Below are 13,696 nucleotides of genomic sequence, written 5' to 3'. Positions count from 1 at the left end.
GTCGCCCACATATCCCGAATCCGTGGAAGGAAGCCCAGGATGATGTCAACGGCACTACCTACTAGCTACGGATTACACGTCTTCCCACTCGCCGCAGCCTGGGACTTCGGCGCGAACTCCTGGACGCCCGCGCTTCGGATGAGGTTCGCGAACGACACGTCACTGAACCTGTTGGCCGTCAACGGCCCCGACAACCAGTCGAAAGGCGACAGCACGCCCAGTGAATGGTTGCCGCCCAATCCTGCATACCGATGTTTCTACGCCGGCAAGTACTTGACCGTCGCGATTTCCTACGGCTTACCGGTCAGCCGGGCGGATCACTCGGCGTTGACAGAACTCGCCACTCGCTGTTGAGCTACCGGCCGTCCTTCACCACTCGACCGCTCTGAATGACGAGTGCGATGCGCTCACGATCGGCGAAGATGGACGGATCCGTCAACGGATTGCCGCGGAATGCAACGAGGTCGGCGAACTTGCCGACTTCGATGGTGCCGACCTCGTCGGCGATGCCGAGAATGTCGGCGTTGATCCGGGTAGCGGAAACCAATGCGTCCATCGGGGTTTCGACCTTGGCGCGCAGGACTAGCTCCATTCCCCGGCCCGTTTGATCGGTACCGATGAGGTCCGATCCCAATCCCACTCTGACGCCGGCATTTCGAGCAGCAAGAAGCCCGTCGATCTGACCCTGCATCATCTGACCGATCCGAGCCGAAATCGATTCGGGTAGACCTGCTGACGCCGCGCTGTCCGAGAGCGCCTGCACCACAGCCAACGTCGGCACCAACGCGACGTCGTGCTCGGCCATCAACTTGGCAGTCTCGTCGTCGATACCTGAGCCGTGCTCGACGCATTTCGCGCCGGCAGTGACAGCGTTTCGGATTCCCTCGTTGTTGTGGGCATGCACCGTGACATAGGTACCGCGCGCATTGGCTTCCTCGACGGCAACTTCGATCTCGTCGACCGTGAACTGCGTGTCGGTGAGCTTGTCATGAGTGGATACCACTCCCCCGGTGACACACAGTTTGAGGAAGTCCGCACCCCTGCGGAACGTCTCGCGAACGTTCTTTCGCATTTCGTGCGGACCGTCGGAAAGCAGAGACATACAACGTAATCCGGGGATGTCATGATCGGACCAGTCCGAAGTCGGCTCCCACTCGGCCGCCAGGTGTCCGTGTCCACCGGTCTGGCACTGGATCGGGCCGCACTGAATGATCCGCGGACCCGGAATCTTGCCCGAGGCGACAACTCCGGCGAGTCCACCGTCGATTCCGCCGCAGTCACGAACAGTGGTGAATCCTCCGTCGAGGGTCGATGCGCAGGTCGCGAACATGTCTGCAGCGAGCTCGGCTACCGAGATCTGACGCCGCAGACTCGGTGCGAGATCGCTCGATCCACCGAGATGAACGTGCGCGTCGATGAGGCCGGGCGTGATTGTCAGCCCGGTGCAGTCCAGCACCTCCGCCCCCGCAGGCGGCGTTCCACCGAGTGCACTGATGCGGCCATCTTCCACGGCAACAGCGCAGTTCTCGATCGGGTCGGCGCCCGTGCCGTCGATGATCGTTGCACCGGTCAGCCATACGACAGACATATTGAATGTTCCTCCGACGTGTACCGATCGCCGGAAGATTCCGCCGACATACCGAATAGGGTTCGGTTAGTATGATGCATACCGGCTCCCGAAATCAAGGAGTTGTCATCAATCGATCAAGTCCGAGATTGCCGACGAATCCCTCACCAGGAGAATCGATGCCGCGTCCCACTCAGCCGATACTGTCCACGCGAAACATCACCGACGCGGCTCTGGATGCTGTCGACGCAACCGGCGACTTCACCATGCCCGGGATCGCCAAGCAACTGAACGTGACTCCGTCTTCGCTCTACACACATATTTCGGGTCGATCCGAGATCGTCGAACTCATGCGCATCCGCGTGATGTCGTCGATCTCTGTCCCCCACCCACCCGCAGGATGGAGCGAACGGATCAGCGCGTGGGGGTGGGCATATCGCCGAGCTGCCGTCGAACATTGGCGCCTCATCCCGCTACTCATGACACGCAGCGTCCGCACCGAGGTGACTTTTGATATCGATACTGCACTGGTTCAAGCATTTTCGGACGGGGGTTTCGATTCGACCGATACGCGTCACGCAATTTCCACGCTGGACAGTCTGGTTCTCGGATCCGTCGTGAAACTCTCGACGCCGGATGTCGCGTGGACTCAATCCTCCAACCCGAGCGAGGTCACGCGTGAGGCCGCGAACCCACTGCGAACCGACGACACCTTCGACTTCGGCCTGCGAACGCTGATCGCTGGATGGATGGCCCAGTGCGTCGTCCGCCTGTATACCGAATCCCATTCGGATCTACCTGTCACTTCACGGTGAACGACCTCGTATGCCATCCAGTGGCTCCACCGGGAATCGGCGGAGTGCGCTCTTCCACCTGAACGTTCCCGTCCAAATCCGTCGCTCTGACCTGCACGGTGTGCAAACCTGAGCCTGCATCCCACATCCACGACCATTGACGCCAGGTGTCGATCGAGTATTGCTGCGCCAGTGTCGCCGGTTGCCATTCGCCGTTGTCGACGCGAACCTCGACCTTCTCGATCCCGCGATGCTGCGCCCAGGCCGTTCCCGCAACCAGCACCTGGCCCGGCTCGATCGGCGCCAAAGCCGCCGGCACCTCGATACGCGACGACGTCTTGATCGGTGCCTGCGCACCCCAACCGCGCTGGGTCCAATAGGCCTCGACCTTGTCGAAACGCGTGAGTTCCCACTCCGTCACCCACTTGGTAGCGGAGACGAAACCGTACAGGCCGGGAACTACCTGCCGAACGGGATAGCCGTGCTCGAACGGCAACGGCTCACCGTTCATCGCCACGGCGAGAATCGCGTCACGGCCGTCGGTGACTATCTCGACCGGGGTGCCGACTGTGAAGCCGTCGACGCTGGTCGACAGGAGCATGTCGGCGTCGGGATGGACACCGACTTCGTCGAGCAGATCCTTCATGGGATAACCGATCCACTTCGCGTTCCCGGCCAGAACTCCGCCCACCTCGTTGGAAACACACGTCAGCGTGATGACTCGCTCGATGGGCGTTCGCGCCACCAGATCGTCGAACGACAACGTCATCTCGCGGTCCACCATTCCGTGAATCCGCAGTTCCCACGAATCCGTCGTCAATTGCGGAACGAGGAGTGCAGTATCGATTCGATAGAAGTCGTCGTTGGGCGTGATGTACGTCGACGCACCCGCAATCGCGATGTCCGCACCCGCCGGAATCGGCGGCGCCGGGTCAGCGGCGGTGGGCACTACAAAATCTTCACGATTCGCTACTGCTCCGGCGATTCTCTGCCCCACGAACTTCCCGGCGGCACCCGCTGCCGCAGCCACTGCCAACGCCGCACCTGCCAGCAGAAGGAACTGACGACGAGGCAACCACGAGTCGGCGACGCCAGGCGAGAGCGGCACCTCCAACTGTGTGATCAGCAGCCGCAGTGTTGCAACGCCCGCCACCACACCGACCAGTGTCGGGAACACGTACATCGCATCGGCAGTCGGGCGCTGCATCGCCGCATACACACCAACCGCGCCCAGAAGAACAAGGATGACACTGCCGATCGGGCGGCGTCGCCGTTCCAACAGCCCGGCCACCGCGCCGAGCAGAACGATCAATATCGACATTCCGATGAACAGCGCCGGCTTGTCGTTGGTGCCGAAGGTGTCGATCGCGAACTCGCGAGCCCACGCCGGGGTTCGGTCGACGGTGGTTGCACCGACGGCGTAGAAGGGCGACGCGTCCGGGTTGATCGGCAGCGCCACCAGTTCACCGACGCCCAGGACGACAGCCGCGGCCAACACTCCGGAGATCGCGTGAGCAGCCCATCTACGACGCGGTGGACGAGATTCGGTGCTCGGGTGCTCGTCGATGTTCTGTGTGACCATGTCGTCTCGGCTCTGTCGGTGCGAGTGGTGCTTCGATCGGATACCCGACATTCGGCGCTGCGGGACATCCGGATGGGTGCACTCGTCTATCAAGAACTACGCCGAACTCGCGATTAGAGTGGGGACAATGACCGTCGACCTCAACAAGGACACGCTCCTGTGCATGTCGCTCTCCGGGCGACCGAGCAACATCGGCACGAGGTTTCACAATTACCTCTACGAGGAATTGGGCCTGAACTTCGTCTACAAAGCCTTCACCACCGAAGACGTGCCAGCCGCGATCGGCGGCATCCGAGCACTCGGGATTCGAGGCTGCGGGGTGTCGATGCCGTTCAAGGAACAGGTCATCGAGCACATCGACGTCATGCACGATTCGGCCAGCGCCATCGACTCCGTGAACACGATCGTCAACGAGTCCGGAGTGCTGCACGCCTACAACACCGACTATCAGGCGGTGGCCGATCTGCTGCGTGACAACGACGTCGACACGAGCCTGTCCGTCGCTGTCGCCGGCAGCGGTGGCATGGCAAAAGCAGTCGTCGCTGCGGTGCGCGACACCGGATTCACCGACGTCACCGTGATCGCCCGCAACCAGCAAGTGGGGTCGTCGCTCGCGAAGCAGTACGGCTTCGACTGGCAGGCCGAACTCGGTGAGCTTCGTCCCCGTGTACTGATCAACGCCACTCCGATCGGTATGTCCGGCGGCGCAGAGGCAGATGCATTGTCGTTCCCCGAACTAGCAGTGCGCGCCGCCGATGTCGTCTTCGACGTCGTCGCGATGCCTGCGAACACGCCACTGATCGCGTTGGCGACCGAACTCGGCAAGACGGCGATCACGGGAGCGTCGGTCATTGCCCTTCAGGCCGCCGAGCAGTTCGTGCTCTACACCGGCGTGCGTCCGAGCGCGGAGCAGATCCAGCGAGCGTCGGAATACTCACGGGCGTAGGAACCACGTCGCCGTGAACGAGACCGGGGAGACTCCACCTCAACAACTCGCGCGGAACTTCAACGAGTTGTTGCAAGAACTGCGCGTCGCGCTCTCTGGTGTGCAGATCCTGTTTGCCTTCTTGCTGGCCGTGGCATTCACCGAACGCTACGAGGAAGCGTCGGCGTACATCCGCGGCATCCACTTGGTGACGGTGATACTTGTTGCCATCTCGTTCGGGTTCCTGATGGCACCCGCGGTCTGGCATCGCATGCTCTTCCGCCGTGGGCACCGCGAGAACATATTGCCCGTCGCCAACCGATTCGCCCTGTGCGGCATAGCCTTTCTCGCCGCCTCCATGACCGGCACGGTCCTGTTGATCGCCGAGGTCGCCGTCGGCGGAGTTGCTGCGAAGGTCTTGGCAGCGTGCGCCGCGATCATGTTCACGGCACTGTGGTTTCTCGTGCCGTCATTCATCGATCGCACCAAGAGCTGACTCAGGCTCCGGTGTCGACGGCGCGAGTGCTGTCGTTCGACCACTGTGACCACGAGCCCGGGAACAGCGTCGCGTCGTAACCGGCGATCGCGAGTGCCGCAATCTCATGCGCTGCAGTTACTCCGGATCCGCAGTACACCGCGACACTGTCTCCGGCGCCCAGTCCGGCGAACCGCTCACGCAGGCGGGTCGCGTCCAGGAACCGACCGTCGCCGGTGATGTTCTCCGCGGTCGGCGCGCTCACCGCACCGGGGATGTGCCCTGCGACGGGATCCATCGGCTCGACCTCGCCGCGGTACCGCTCCCCCGCTCGGGCGTCGAGAAGCACGCCGCCCGCACGCGTCCAGTCGCCGACGCCGTCGATGTCGACAGTCGGCATGTTGCCGCCGGTGAAAGTCACATTGCCCGGAGTGACCGACTCACCGATACCGGCCGCCAACGGCAGTCCCGCGGACTCCCAGGCCTGTAGCCCGCCGTCGAGCAGTCGGACATCCGAGAGCCCGGCCCACCGCAGCAGCCACCAACCACGGGCAGCGGCCGTGTTGCCGGTGGCGTCGTAAAGCACCACCGAATCACCGTCGTCGATTCCCCAACGACGCGCAGCGTCCTGCAGGTCTTCGAGACTCGGCAGCGGATGCCTTCCCGTGCCCGGCGACGACGGCGAGGCAAGTTCCTCGTCGAGGTTCACGAATACCGCGCCGGGAATATGGCCGTCGCGAAAATGCTGCTCGCCGTTCGAATCACCCAGCGCCCATCGGACATCGAGCAATCGCGGCGCAGCGCCGGCCTCGATGAGAGCGGACAGTTCTTCGACGTCGATCAGCACGGGAAGTGTCATGAACCCATCCTGACACGACCACTCATGCAACCCCGAAGAAGGCACCGAGACCCACCAACAACACTCCCGTCACCACGTCGATTCGCTTGCCGACGCCAGGACGACGCAGCTTCTTGCCGGCTCCGGCCGCCAACACCACCACGATCGCCCACCACAGTGCCGCGGCGACCACCGTCGCGCCCGCCAACATCAACGTGCGCAGCCCTGCGCCTTCACCCGGCTCGATGAATTGCGGGAGTAGCCCGAGAAAGAACAACAGCGCCTTCGGGTTCAGCAGGTTCGAGAGGAAGCCGTAGCGAAATGCCGTGGTGACCGCGATCGGTTCTTTCGCTGCCGGAATTCCCTCGTCCGAGGCTCGGGCTTTGAAAGCACTTCGAATCGCGGAGATGCCGAGCCAGGTCAGATATGCCGCCCCGGCGTATGTGAGCGCAGAGAGCAACTGTGGCCGTGTCGCCACAAGTGCGGAGAGACCAAGTGACGCGGCAGCGGTGTGAACGAAGAGCCCGGAAATCACACCGGCGGCCACCACCGCGCCGGTCCGACGATCTGCCAGAGAATGACGCAGGATCAGGACAAAATCCGGTCCCGGCGTGAACAGGACGATGGATAGCAGGGAGCCGAAAGCGAGCCACTGACCGACACTCATCCGAAATACCTCACACCCGAGCTGATTCGAGACACATGTTCATGCCAGGAGTGTGCAACTGGATCCGGGAAGTTCAAAACGACTCCGGATATAGTTCGGCAGATGACGAAGAATGAGCCTCTGGATCCGGTGGACTGGAAGATTTTGGCCGAATTGCAGAACGACGCGTCGATCACCAACAAGGTGTTGGCCGATCGAGTCGGCTTGGCGACTTCCTCGTGCCACGAGCGCGTACGACGCCTACGTGCCAACGGAACGATCAGCGGTATCCACGCGGTTGTCGATCCGGCAGCCGTTGGCCGGTCGATGCAGGCGATCATCGCCGTTCAACTGCGACCACACCGCCGCGACCTCGTCGACCGGTTCACCGCCGACGCCCTAGCACTGCCGGAAACGCTTGCGCTCTTCAACGTCTCGGGGCCTGAGGATTTCTTCCTCCACGTCGCGGTCCGTGACAGTGCTCATCTACAGCGAGTATTGATCGACCACCTCGCCGCACATCCCGAGGTCTGGCACGCCCAAACGCACCTCATCTACGGCAAAGCGGTCACCTCACCCATCCGACCGGACAGGTAAATCGGGTCTGGGGCGGGTCGGGCAGAATCACTGACCATGTCGGACTCCACAGATACCACCGAACCGGAAGCCGTTCGCAGCAACTCGCAACCGATGAGCGCAGGCATCGTCACGGCCCTCGTCGGCTTCACCAGTTCGTTCGCGGTGGTGCTCACCGGCCTCGCCGCTGTCGGTGCGGACGCGACCGAGGCGGCGTCCGGACTGCTGGTTCTGTGTGTGACCCAAGCGTTGGGAATGCTCTGGCTCTCACGCCGGTATCGGATGCCGATCACCCTGGCCTGGTCGACGCCCGGTGCCGCTCTGCTCGCCGGCGCCGGAGCGGTCGAGGGTGGGTGGCCGGCCGCGGTCGGAGCATTCATCGTCGTCGGAATCGCGATCGTGCTGACCGGACTGTGGCCGACGCTCGGAAGGATCATCTCGGCAATCCCGACGCCCCTCGCGCAAGCGATGCTCGCCGGGGTTCTGATGCCGTTGTGCCTGGCGCCGATCATCGCCGTCCGGGACGCACCGGCAGCGGTCGCGCCCGTCATCCTGGTTTGGCTTGCCGCGCAGCGCTTCTCCAAGCGATGGGCGGTTCCGCTCGCGTTTCTCACAGCAGCGGTCGTGATCGGGATCAGCCTCGTCACGTCGGATCGAGTACTCGACGCCGACGCCATGATTCCCCGCATCGATCTCACCGCGCCGTCGTGGACCTGGCAGGCAATGATCGGCATTGCGATTCCCCTCTACATCGTCACGATGGCTTCGCAGAACATTCCCGTTGTGGCCGTGATGAATTCGTTCGGCTACACCGTTCCCTGGCGGCCGTCGATGATCGTGACGGGTATCGGCACCATCGTCGGCGCACCGGCCGGTGGCCATGCGATCAACCTCGCGGCGATCAGCGCAGCCCTGGCCGCCGCCCCCACCGCACATCCGGATCCCAAACGTCGATGGATCGCTGCCTTCACCGCAGGCTGGGCGTATCTCGTTCTCGCTGCCGGCGCGGCCGCGGTGGCCGCTCTGGTAGCCGCCGCACCGGCCGGAGTCGTGGAAACTGTTGCCGGACTGGCGCTCCTGGCAACGCTTGCCGGCGCCCTCACGTCGGCGCTGAGCGAGGCGAGTGAACGTGAAGGCGCCGTGGTCACGTTTCTGATCGCCGCATCCGGGGTCAGTATCCTGGGAATCGGTTCGGCATTCTGGGCACTGTTGGTGGGGCTGATCGTGCGTGCAGTCCTACAGGGCACCACCCTGCCCTCACTCTCGCGAAAGTCCTCACTACAGTCGAAGCCGTGAGCACAGCGCAGACACCCCCGTCGATCAGCGAGTTTCCCGTTCTCTGGCCCGTCCCGACGCGGTGGGACGACAACGATCACTACGGCCACGTCAACAACGTGACCTACTACTCGTACTTCGACACCGCGGTCAACGCCTGGCTGATGTCTTCCACTGGAACCGACATCCGCAATCTGCCTGCCATCGGCGTCGTCGCCGAGACGTCGTGCCGGTACCTGAGCGAACTGTCGTTCCCCGAGCAGTTGCAGGTGGGTATCTCCGTCGAGAAGCTGGGCACCAAGAGCATCGTCTACGCGCTGGCGATATTCCACGAGGTCGAAAGCGGCCATTGGGAACCTGCCGCGACTGGGCGCTTCGTGCACGTCTACGTCGATGCCGACACCCGTAAGCCGGTGGAGATCCCGGCTGCGATCAGATCAGCAGCCGGGACCTTGACCGAAAACTAGCTCAGACCGAGCTGATCTGCCGTCAAGACGGCGCGTGCAACGATTCCGTCGATCAGCGCGACCGTCGGGCCGCCGTGCTCGGCTTTGTTCCGCGGATCGTCGAGAATGCGTCGCAGCACGCCCTCGGCGATGATCGAGAGCTTCCACAGAGCGAGTACGTGCCAATATCCGACCGCTGACACGTCGCGGCCGGTCGCCTCGACGTAGGCAGCGACCAGCTCGTCGCGGTTCGGGAAGCCTTCCAGCGTGGACGCCATGAACGGACCGGCAACTTTGTCACCGGCTTCCGGCCAGTACGCGAGTAGCGCACCGAGATCCGCGAGCGGTTCCCCCAACGTGCACAGCTCCCAGTCGACGACGGCAACGATGCGCCCCTCGACCGGGTCGGTGATGACGTTGTTGAGGTGGAAGTCGCCGTGAACCAAGGTCACTTCGTTCTGTTCCGGAATGTTTCGGTGCAGAATCTCGGCCAACCTGTCGACGTCCGGAACATCGCGGGTCTTCGACTTCTCCCACTGCGCCGACCACCGTTTGAGCTGACGCTCGGCAAAGGGCTTGCGGCTGGCCAGATCGTCGAGGCCGGTCTCTTCCAGGTCAACCCCGTGAATGCTTGCGAGGGTTTTCGGCATCGCCAATCCGACCGCGCGACGCTCGTCCTCGGTCAACTTCTGAGCCACTGGAACGCCGTCGATCACAACGCCGTCGATGTAGCTCATGAGGACCAGCGGAGCGTCCGTGATCTCCGGATCTTCCGTGATGCCGAGGATCTTCGGAACCGGCACTTTGGTTCCCTGGAGCGAGGACAGGATGCGGTGCTCGCGAACGACGTCGTGCGCGGACGCCAACAACGTGCCGAGTGGAGGTCTGCGCAGTACCCACCGTCCTCCGCCCGCATCCGTCACGGAGTAGGTCAGGTTCGATTGCCCGTTACCGATCCTCTCGAAAGTCAGTGGTGTCGTGGCGCCGACCCCCAGTTCGGCGATCCACGCGGAAACAGCTTCTTCGTTCAAACCGACTGCAGTCACCGCACCGATGCTAGCGGTTGAATTCCGATCGGTTGGCCGTACCGACACGTTTGTTACTCGCCAGTTCGCAGTTCCGGTCCTGATACGGCAGTGGAAATACTTGCGGATTTCCCAATCAGGGGGATCCTGATGGTAGAGCGACAACTGCATACAACACATCGGGATTGTGCGGCGTACTCACGAGGCGCGCCGGGCATGAGCAGAAACCGAGGTGAGCGAAGATGATCGACAACCTCGATTATCCGGTCCAACTCATCCAACCGAACGGCGCACGAGTGTGCCGTCCCGAATTCGACCGCCTGATAACAGACATCGGGCCTGACGAACTGCTGTCGTTGTATCGCGATCTCGTCGTGAGTCGCCGAATCGACACCGAAGCTGTTGCCCTGCAGCGTCAAGGCGAAATAGGTTTGTGGGCTCCGATGCTCGGCCAAGAAGCCGCCCAGGTCGGTTCCGCGAGAGCACTCGCCCCAGACGACTTCGCGTTCACCAGCTACCGCGAACATGCCGTCGCGTACTGCCGGGGAGTTCCCCCCGAATTGCTGACCACCATGTGGCGAGGAATCTCCCATTCCGGTTGGGATCCAGAACAATTCAACGTCACCAATCCGGCGATCGTCGTCGGCTCCCAAGGGCTGCACGCCACCGGATACGCACTCGGCGCACACCTGGACGGCGCCGAGATCGCAACGATCGCGTACTTCGGCGACGGCGCCACAAGTCAGGGCGACATCGCCGAGGCGATGGGATTTGCCGCCAGTTTCCGTGTCGGCGTTGTCTTCTTCTGCCAGAACAACCAGTGGGCCATCAGTGAACCGGTATCCCTCCAGTCACGCACGCCCATCTCACATCGGGCGATCGGTTACGGCATCCCCGCGATCCGCGTCGACGGCAACGACGTCCTCGCCGTTCTCGCAGTCACGCGCTCGGCGCTCAATCGCGCACGCGAAGGCAGCGGCCCGACGTTCATCGAAGCGATCACCTGCCGAATGGGCCCGCACACGACGTCCGACGATCCGAGCAGGTACCGCGCCGATACCGACATGTCGGAGTGGAGAAGCCGCGATCCGCTCGAGCGAATGCGCCTGTTCCTCGGCCGTCGCGATCTTCTCGGAGAAAACGAACTCAGCACCATCGCGGCGGCGGCCGACGGCGTCGCAGCTGGACTGCGACGCGCAACCATCGCGCTCGCCGATCCACCCCCGTCAGCGCTCTTCGATCACGTCTACGCCGAGGCACACCCACTGATCGACGTTGAACGCGAAGAGCATCGCGCGTATCTCCGCAGCATGGAAGGGGCTTCGTCGTGACCGTCATGAATCTGGTGACAGCGCTCAACACCGGCCTGCGACGCGCACTCGAAGACGATCGTCGCGTTGTCATCATGGGAGAGGACGTGGGCCGTCTCGGCGGTGTATTCCGGGTTACCGACGCCTTGCAGAAGGACTTCGGCGATACTCGGGTGATCGACATGCCCCTCGCCGAATCAGGGATCGTGGGAACAGCTTTCGGTCTTGCCTTGCGCGGATATCGGCCTGTCTGCGAAATTCAGTTCGACGGGTTTGTCTACCCGGCCTTCGATCAGATCGTCTCGCAGGTGGCCAAGATCCACTACCGCACCCGAGGCGCTGCCTCTGCGCCACTGACGATTCGGATTCCCAGTGGCGGCGGAATCGGTGCGGTGGAACATCATTCGGAGTCGCCGGAAGCGTACTTCGCTCACACGGCGGGACTGCGGGTGGTGTACCCGAGCAATCCGATCGACGGTTTTCACATGATCCGCCAATCCATTGCGGCCGACGACCCGGTGATATTCCTCGAACCCAAACGGCGCTACTGGGATACCGCCGACGTGAATACCGATGCCGCGCCCGAGCTTCCGCTCCACCGTGCCCGCGTCGCTCGCCCTGGAGACGACGCGACAGTAGTTGCGTACGGATCCATGGTCGCCACCGCGCTCGACGCCGCGCGGATCGCCGAAGAAGAAGGCCACGATCTGGAGGTCGTGGATCTGCGTTCACTCTCCCCCATCGACTTCGACACGATCGAGGCGTCGGTGAAAAAGACAGGCCGGCTGGTCGTCGTCCACGAGGCGCCGAAGTTTCTCGGAGTCGGCGCCGAAATCGCAGCACACGTCGCGGAACACTGCTTCTATCAGCTCGAGTCACCGATCCTGCGGGTCACCGGATTCGACATCCCCTACCCGCCCGCCAAGCTCGAGCGATTTCACCTTCCGGACGCCGACCGGATCCTCGCAGCACTCGACCGGACGCTGGCAGCATGAGTACCGGGCACGAATTCCGGTTGCCGGATCTCGGCGAGGGCCTGACGTCCGCCGATCTGGTCGAATGGACGGTCGGCATCGGCGACACGGTGGAACTCAATCAAGTTCTCGCCCAGGTAGAGACAGCCAAAGCTCTTGTCGAACTGCCGTCGCCCTACGTCGGCGTTGTCAGAGAACTCCTCGTCGAACCTGGCACTACCGTCCCGGTCGGCACTCCGATCATCCGTATCGAGGAGCCTGCAGATTCACCGTGTCCAAGTGATTCACAGTCTCCGAGCGTGCTGGTCGGATACGGACCCGCGGCGGAGAGACCGAGCCGACGACGGAGCAGGATCACGCCATACTCGCAATCCGCGGCGAGTACCGAGCGTCGGCCCGCAACACCCTCGGCGCGGCGCGCGGCCCGCGAAGCCGGCATCGATCTGAGCGAAATCACCGGAAGCGGATTCGACGGTGCCGTCACGGCAGCGGACGTCGCAGACGCGCTTCGCGTGAAGGCCGCGTCGAATGAAGCTCCGCGGCCGGCCGGATCCGGTATGCAGAAACAGCCGGTCTCGTCCGGCATGCGGAAACAGATGGCTTCGGCGATGGTCGCCAGTACCCGTGCCCCTCAGGCCAGCGTCTTCCTCACCGCCGATGTCACGCCTTCGATGGAACTACTCGGCAGGCTCCGTCCCTCGGACGCATTCACCGGACTTTCTCTCACTCCGCTGACTCTCGCGGCCAAGGCCTTGGTTACGGCGATCTCGTCGCACCCGATGGTGAACGCGCATTGGGACGAGGCCCGCGGCGACGCCGTCATCGACGATCACGTGAATCTCGGCATCGCCGTCGCCTCCGAACGTGGACTGTCCGTGCCCAACATCAAAAGCGCCGAGACGCTGAGCCTGGTCCAACTTGCACGCGCGGTGACCGAACTGACCGTCGCTGCCCGCGCGGGAGTGACCGATGTCCATCACCTGACCGGCGGAACCGTCACGATCACCAATGTCGGAGTCTTCGGCGTCGACGGGGGCATTCCGCTCCTCAATCCGGGAGAAGCCGTCATCCTTTGCCTGGGCACAGTGAGCGAGCGTCCCTGGGTAATTGAGCGCAAGATCGAAGCGCGGAGCGTCGCGACACTGACGTTGACGTTCGACCACCGGATACTCGATGGTGAGCAGGCCGCGAGATTCCTCTCATTTGTCGCACAGATGCTCGCGGACCCGGACCTGTTGCTGTCTCACCTGTAAAAAGGAACGA

14 protein-coding genes and 1 pseudogene are annotated in these 13,696 nt (G+C 63.0%); 10 read left to right on the top strand and 5 right to left on the bottom strand.

Going from position 1 to position 13,696, the window contains the following annotated elements; all coding sequences use genetic code 11:
- Window positions 1–75: 75 nt before the first annotated feature.
- Window positions 76–354, top strand: a pseudogene (locus tag R4P70_RS29305) (HNH endonuclease family protein); the annotation flags it as partial.
- Window position 355: 1 nt separating this feature from the next.
- On the opposite strand, the gene R4P70_RS29300 reads toward R4P70_RS29305, so the two are convergent.
- On the bottom strand, window positions 356–1,588 hold the full coding sequence (locus R4P70_RS29300; RefSeq protein ID WP_021334169.1) for a metal-dependent hydrolase family protein: 1,233 nt from the start codon (window positions 1,586–1,588) through the stop codon (window positions 356–358).
- A gap of 158 nt (window positions 1,589–1,746) precedes the next feature.
- Between R4P70_RS29300 and R4P70_RS29295 the strand changes: the two genes are divergently transcribed.
- Window positions 1,747–2,382: a TetR/AcrR family transcriptional regulator C-terminal domain-containing protein gene (locus R4P70_RS29295; RefSeq protein WP_019749222.1), complete on the top strand. Its 636-nt coding sequence runs from the start codon at window positions 1,747–1,749 to the stop codon at window positions 2,380–2,382.
- Here the strand turns inward: R4P70_RS29295 and R4P70_RS29290 are convergent.
- Window positions 2,369–3,943, bottom strand: a complete 1,575-nt coding sequence (locus tag R4P70_RS29290) for a molybdopterin-dependent oxidoreductase (RefSeq protein WP_317833134.1) — start codon at window positions 3,941–3,943, stop codon at window positions 2,369–2,371. The genes R4P70_RS29295 and R4P70_RS29290 overlap by 14 nt on opposite strands.
- 127 nt (window positions 3,944–4,070) lie before the next feature.
- Here R4P70_RS29290 and R4P70_RS29285 point away from each other — a divergent pair, with 127 nt between their 5' ends.
- Together R4P70_RS29285 and R4P70_RS29280 are read left to right on the top strand one after the other, a co-directional pair.
- The gene (locus R4P70_RS29285) at window positions 4,071–4,889 is read left to right on the top strand and encodes a shikimate 5-dehydrogenase (protein ID WP_029255730.1); all 819 of its coding nucleotides are present in this window, start codon (window positions 4,071–4,073) and stop codon (window positions 4,887–4,889) included.
- Window positions 4,890–4,902: 13 nt separating this feature from the next.
- Complete coding sequence (locus tag R4P70_RS29280; protein WP_003941357.1) at window positions 4,903–5,364, top strand: DUF6328 family protein; 462 nt, start codon at window positions 4,903–4,905, stop codon at window positions 5,362–5,364.
- Between the two features lies 1 nt (window position 5,365).
- Here R4P70_RS29280 and R4P70_RS29275 read toward each other — a convergent pair whose 3' ends face one another.
- Both R4P70_RS29275 and R4P70_RS29270 read right to left on the bottom strand, forming a co-directional pair.
- Window positions 5,366–6,202, bottom strand: coding sequence for a sulfurtransferase (locus tag R4P70_RS29275; RefSeq protein ID WP_097387176.1), 837 nt, complete (start codon window positions 6,200–6,202; stop codon window positions 5,366–5,368).
- Between the two features lie 22 nt (window positions 6,203–6,224).
- On the bottom strand, window positions 6,225–6,848 hold the full coding sequence (locus R4P70_RS29270) for a LysE family translocator (protein ID WP_003941342.1): 624 nt from the start codon (window positions 6,846–6,848) through the stop codon (window positions 6,225–6,227).
- 102 nt (window positions 6,849–6,950) lie between these two features.
- On the opposite strand from R4P70_RS29270, the gene R4P70_RS29265 reads away from it, so the two are divergent.
- From R4P70_RS29265 to R4P70_RS29255, 3 genes are read left to right on the top strand one after another with little or no spacing between them, the layout of a single operon-like run.
- Window positions 6,951–7,424, top strand: a complete 474-nt coding sequence (locus tag R4P70_RS29265) for an Lrp/AsnC family transcriptional regulator (protein WP_003941284.1) — start codon at window positions 6,951–6,953, stop codon at window positions 7,422–7,424.
- A gap of 36 nt (window positions 7,425–7,460) precedes the next feature.
- On the top strand, window positions 7,461–8,699 hold the full coding sequence (locus R4P70_RS29260) for a benzoate/H(+) symporter BenE family transporter (RefSeq protein WP_317833129.1): 1,239 nt from the start codon (window positions 7,461–7,463) through the stop codon (window positions 8,697–8,699).
- Window positions 8,696–9,145, top strand: coding sequence for an acyl-CoA thioesterase (locus tag R4P70_RS29255; RefSeq protein WP_021344881.1), 450 nt, complete (start codon window positions 8,696–8,698; stop codon window positions 9,143–9,145). Before R4P70_RS29260 ends, R4P70_RS29255 begins: the two co-directional genes overlap by 4 nt.
- On the opposite strand, the gene R4P70_RS29250 is transcribed toward R4P70_RS29255, so the two are convergent.
- The gene (locus R4P70_RS29250) at window positions 9,142–10,170 is read right to left on the bottom strand and encodes a phosphotransferase family protein (RefSeq protein WP_020908344.1); all 1,029 of its coding nucleotides are present in this window, start codon (window positions 10,168–10,170) and stop codon (window positions 9,142–9,144) included. The genes R4P70_RS29255 and R4P70_RS29250 overlap by 4 nt on opposite strands.
- Window positions 10,171–10,391: 221 nt before the next feature.
- Between R4P70_RS29250 and pdhA the strand changes: the two genes are divergently transcribed.
- From pdhA to R4P70_RS29235, 3 genes are read left to right on the top strand one after another with little or no spacing between them, the layout of a single operon-like run.
- Window positions 10,392–11,480, top strand: a complete 1,089-nt coding sequence (pdhA, locus tag R4P70_RS29245; RefSeq protein ID WP_020970087.1) for a pyruvate dehydrogenase (acetyl-transferring) E1 component subunit alpha — start codon at window positions 10,392–10,394, stop codon at window positions 11,478–11,480.
- A 5-nt stretch (window positions 11,481–11,485) separates the two neighbouring features.
- Window positions 11,486–12,454 (top strand): alpha-ketoacid dehydrogenase subunit beta, encoded by a 969-nt coding sequence (locus R4P70_RS29240; RefSeq protein ID WP_069147287.1) that lies wholly within the window; start codon window positions 11,486–11,488, stop codon window positions 12,452–12,454.
- Window positions 12,451–13,686 (top strand): dihydrolipoamide acetyltransferase family protein, encoded by a 1,236-nt coding sequence (locus R4P70_RS29235; protein WP_317833126.1) that lies wholly within the window; start codon window positions 12,451–12,453, stop codon window positions 13,684–13,686. The genes R4P70_RS29240 and R4P70_RS29235 overlap by 4 nt, the downstream gene beginning before the upstream one ends.
- Window positions 13,687–13,696 lie beyond the last annotated feature (10 nt).

The organism is Rhodococcus sp. IEGM 1241 (genome assembly GCF_033142365.1).
Taxonomy (GTDB): domain Bacteria; phylum Actinomycetota; class Actinomycetes; order Mycobacteriales; family Mycobacteriaceae; genus Rhodococcus_F; species Rhodococcus_F erythropolis.
The sequence above is the reverse complement of the archived record's forward strand: the minus strand, read 5'-3'. Positions and strand labels throughout refer to the sequence as shown.

Coding starts and splice junctions, on each gene's coding strand:
- R4P70_RS29295 (WP_019749222.1), top strand. CDS start 1,747: ATGCCGCGTCCCACTCAGCCGATACTGTCCACGCGAAACATCACCGAC.
- R4P70_RS29290 (WP_317833134.1), bottom strand. CDS start 3,943: ATGGTCACACAGAACATCGACGAGCACCCGAGCACCGAATCTCGTCCA.
- pdhA (WP_020970087.1), top strand. CDS start 10,392: ATGATCGACAACCTCGATTATCCGGTCCAACTCATCCAACCGAACGGC.
- R4P70_RS29235 (WP_317833126.1), top strand. CDS start 12,451: ATGAGTACCGGGCACGAATTCCGGTTGCCGGATCTCGGCGAGGGCCTG.
- R4P70_RS29285 (WP_029255730.1), top strand. CDS start 4,071: ATGACCGTCGACCTCAACAAGGACACGCTCCTGTGCATGTCGCTCTCC.
- R4P70_RS29275 (WP_097387176.1), bottom strand. CDS start 6,202: ATGACACTTCCCGTGCTGATCGACGTCGAAGAACTGTCCGCTCTCATC.
- R4P70_RS29240 (WP_069147287.1), top strand. CDS start 11,486: ATGAATCTGGTGACAGCGCTCAACACCGGCCTGCGACGCGCACTCGAA.
- R4P70_RS29260 (WP_317833129.1), top strand. CDS start 7,461: ATGTCGGACTCCACAGATACCACCGAACCGGAAGCCGTTCGCAGCAAC.
- R4P70_RS29300 (WP_021334169.1), bottom strand. CDS start 1,588: ATGTCTGTCGTATGGCTGACCGGTGCAACGATCATCGACGGCACGGGC.
- R4P70_RS29265 (WP_003941284.1), top strand. CDS start 6,951: ATGACGAAGAATGAGCCTCTGGATCCGGTGGACTGGAAGATTTTGGCC.
- R4P70_RS29270 (WP_003941342.1), bottom strand. CDS start 6,848: ATGAGTGTCGGTCAGTGGCTCGCTTTCGGCTCCCTGCTATCCATCGTC.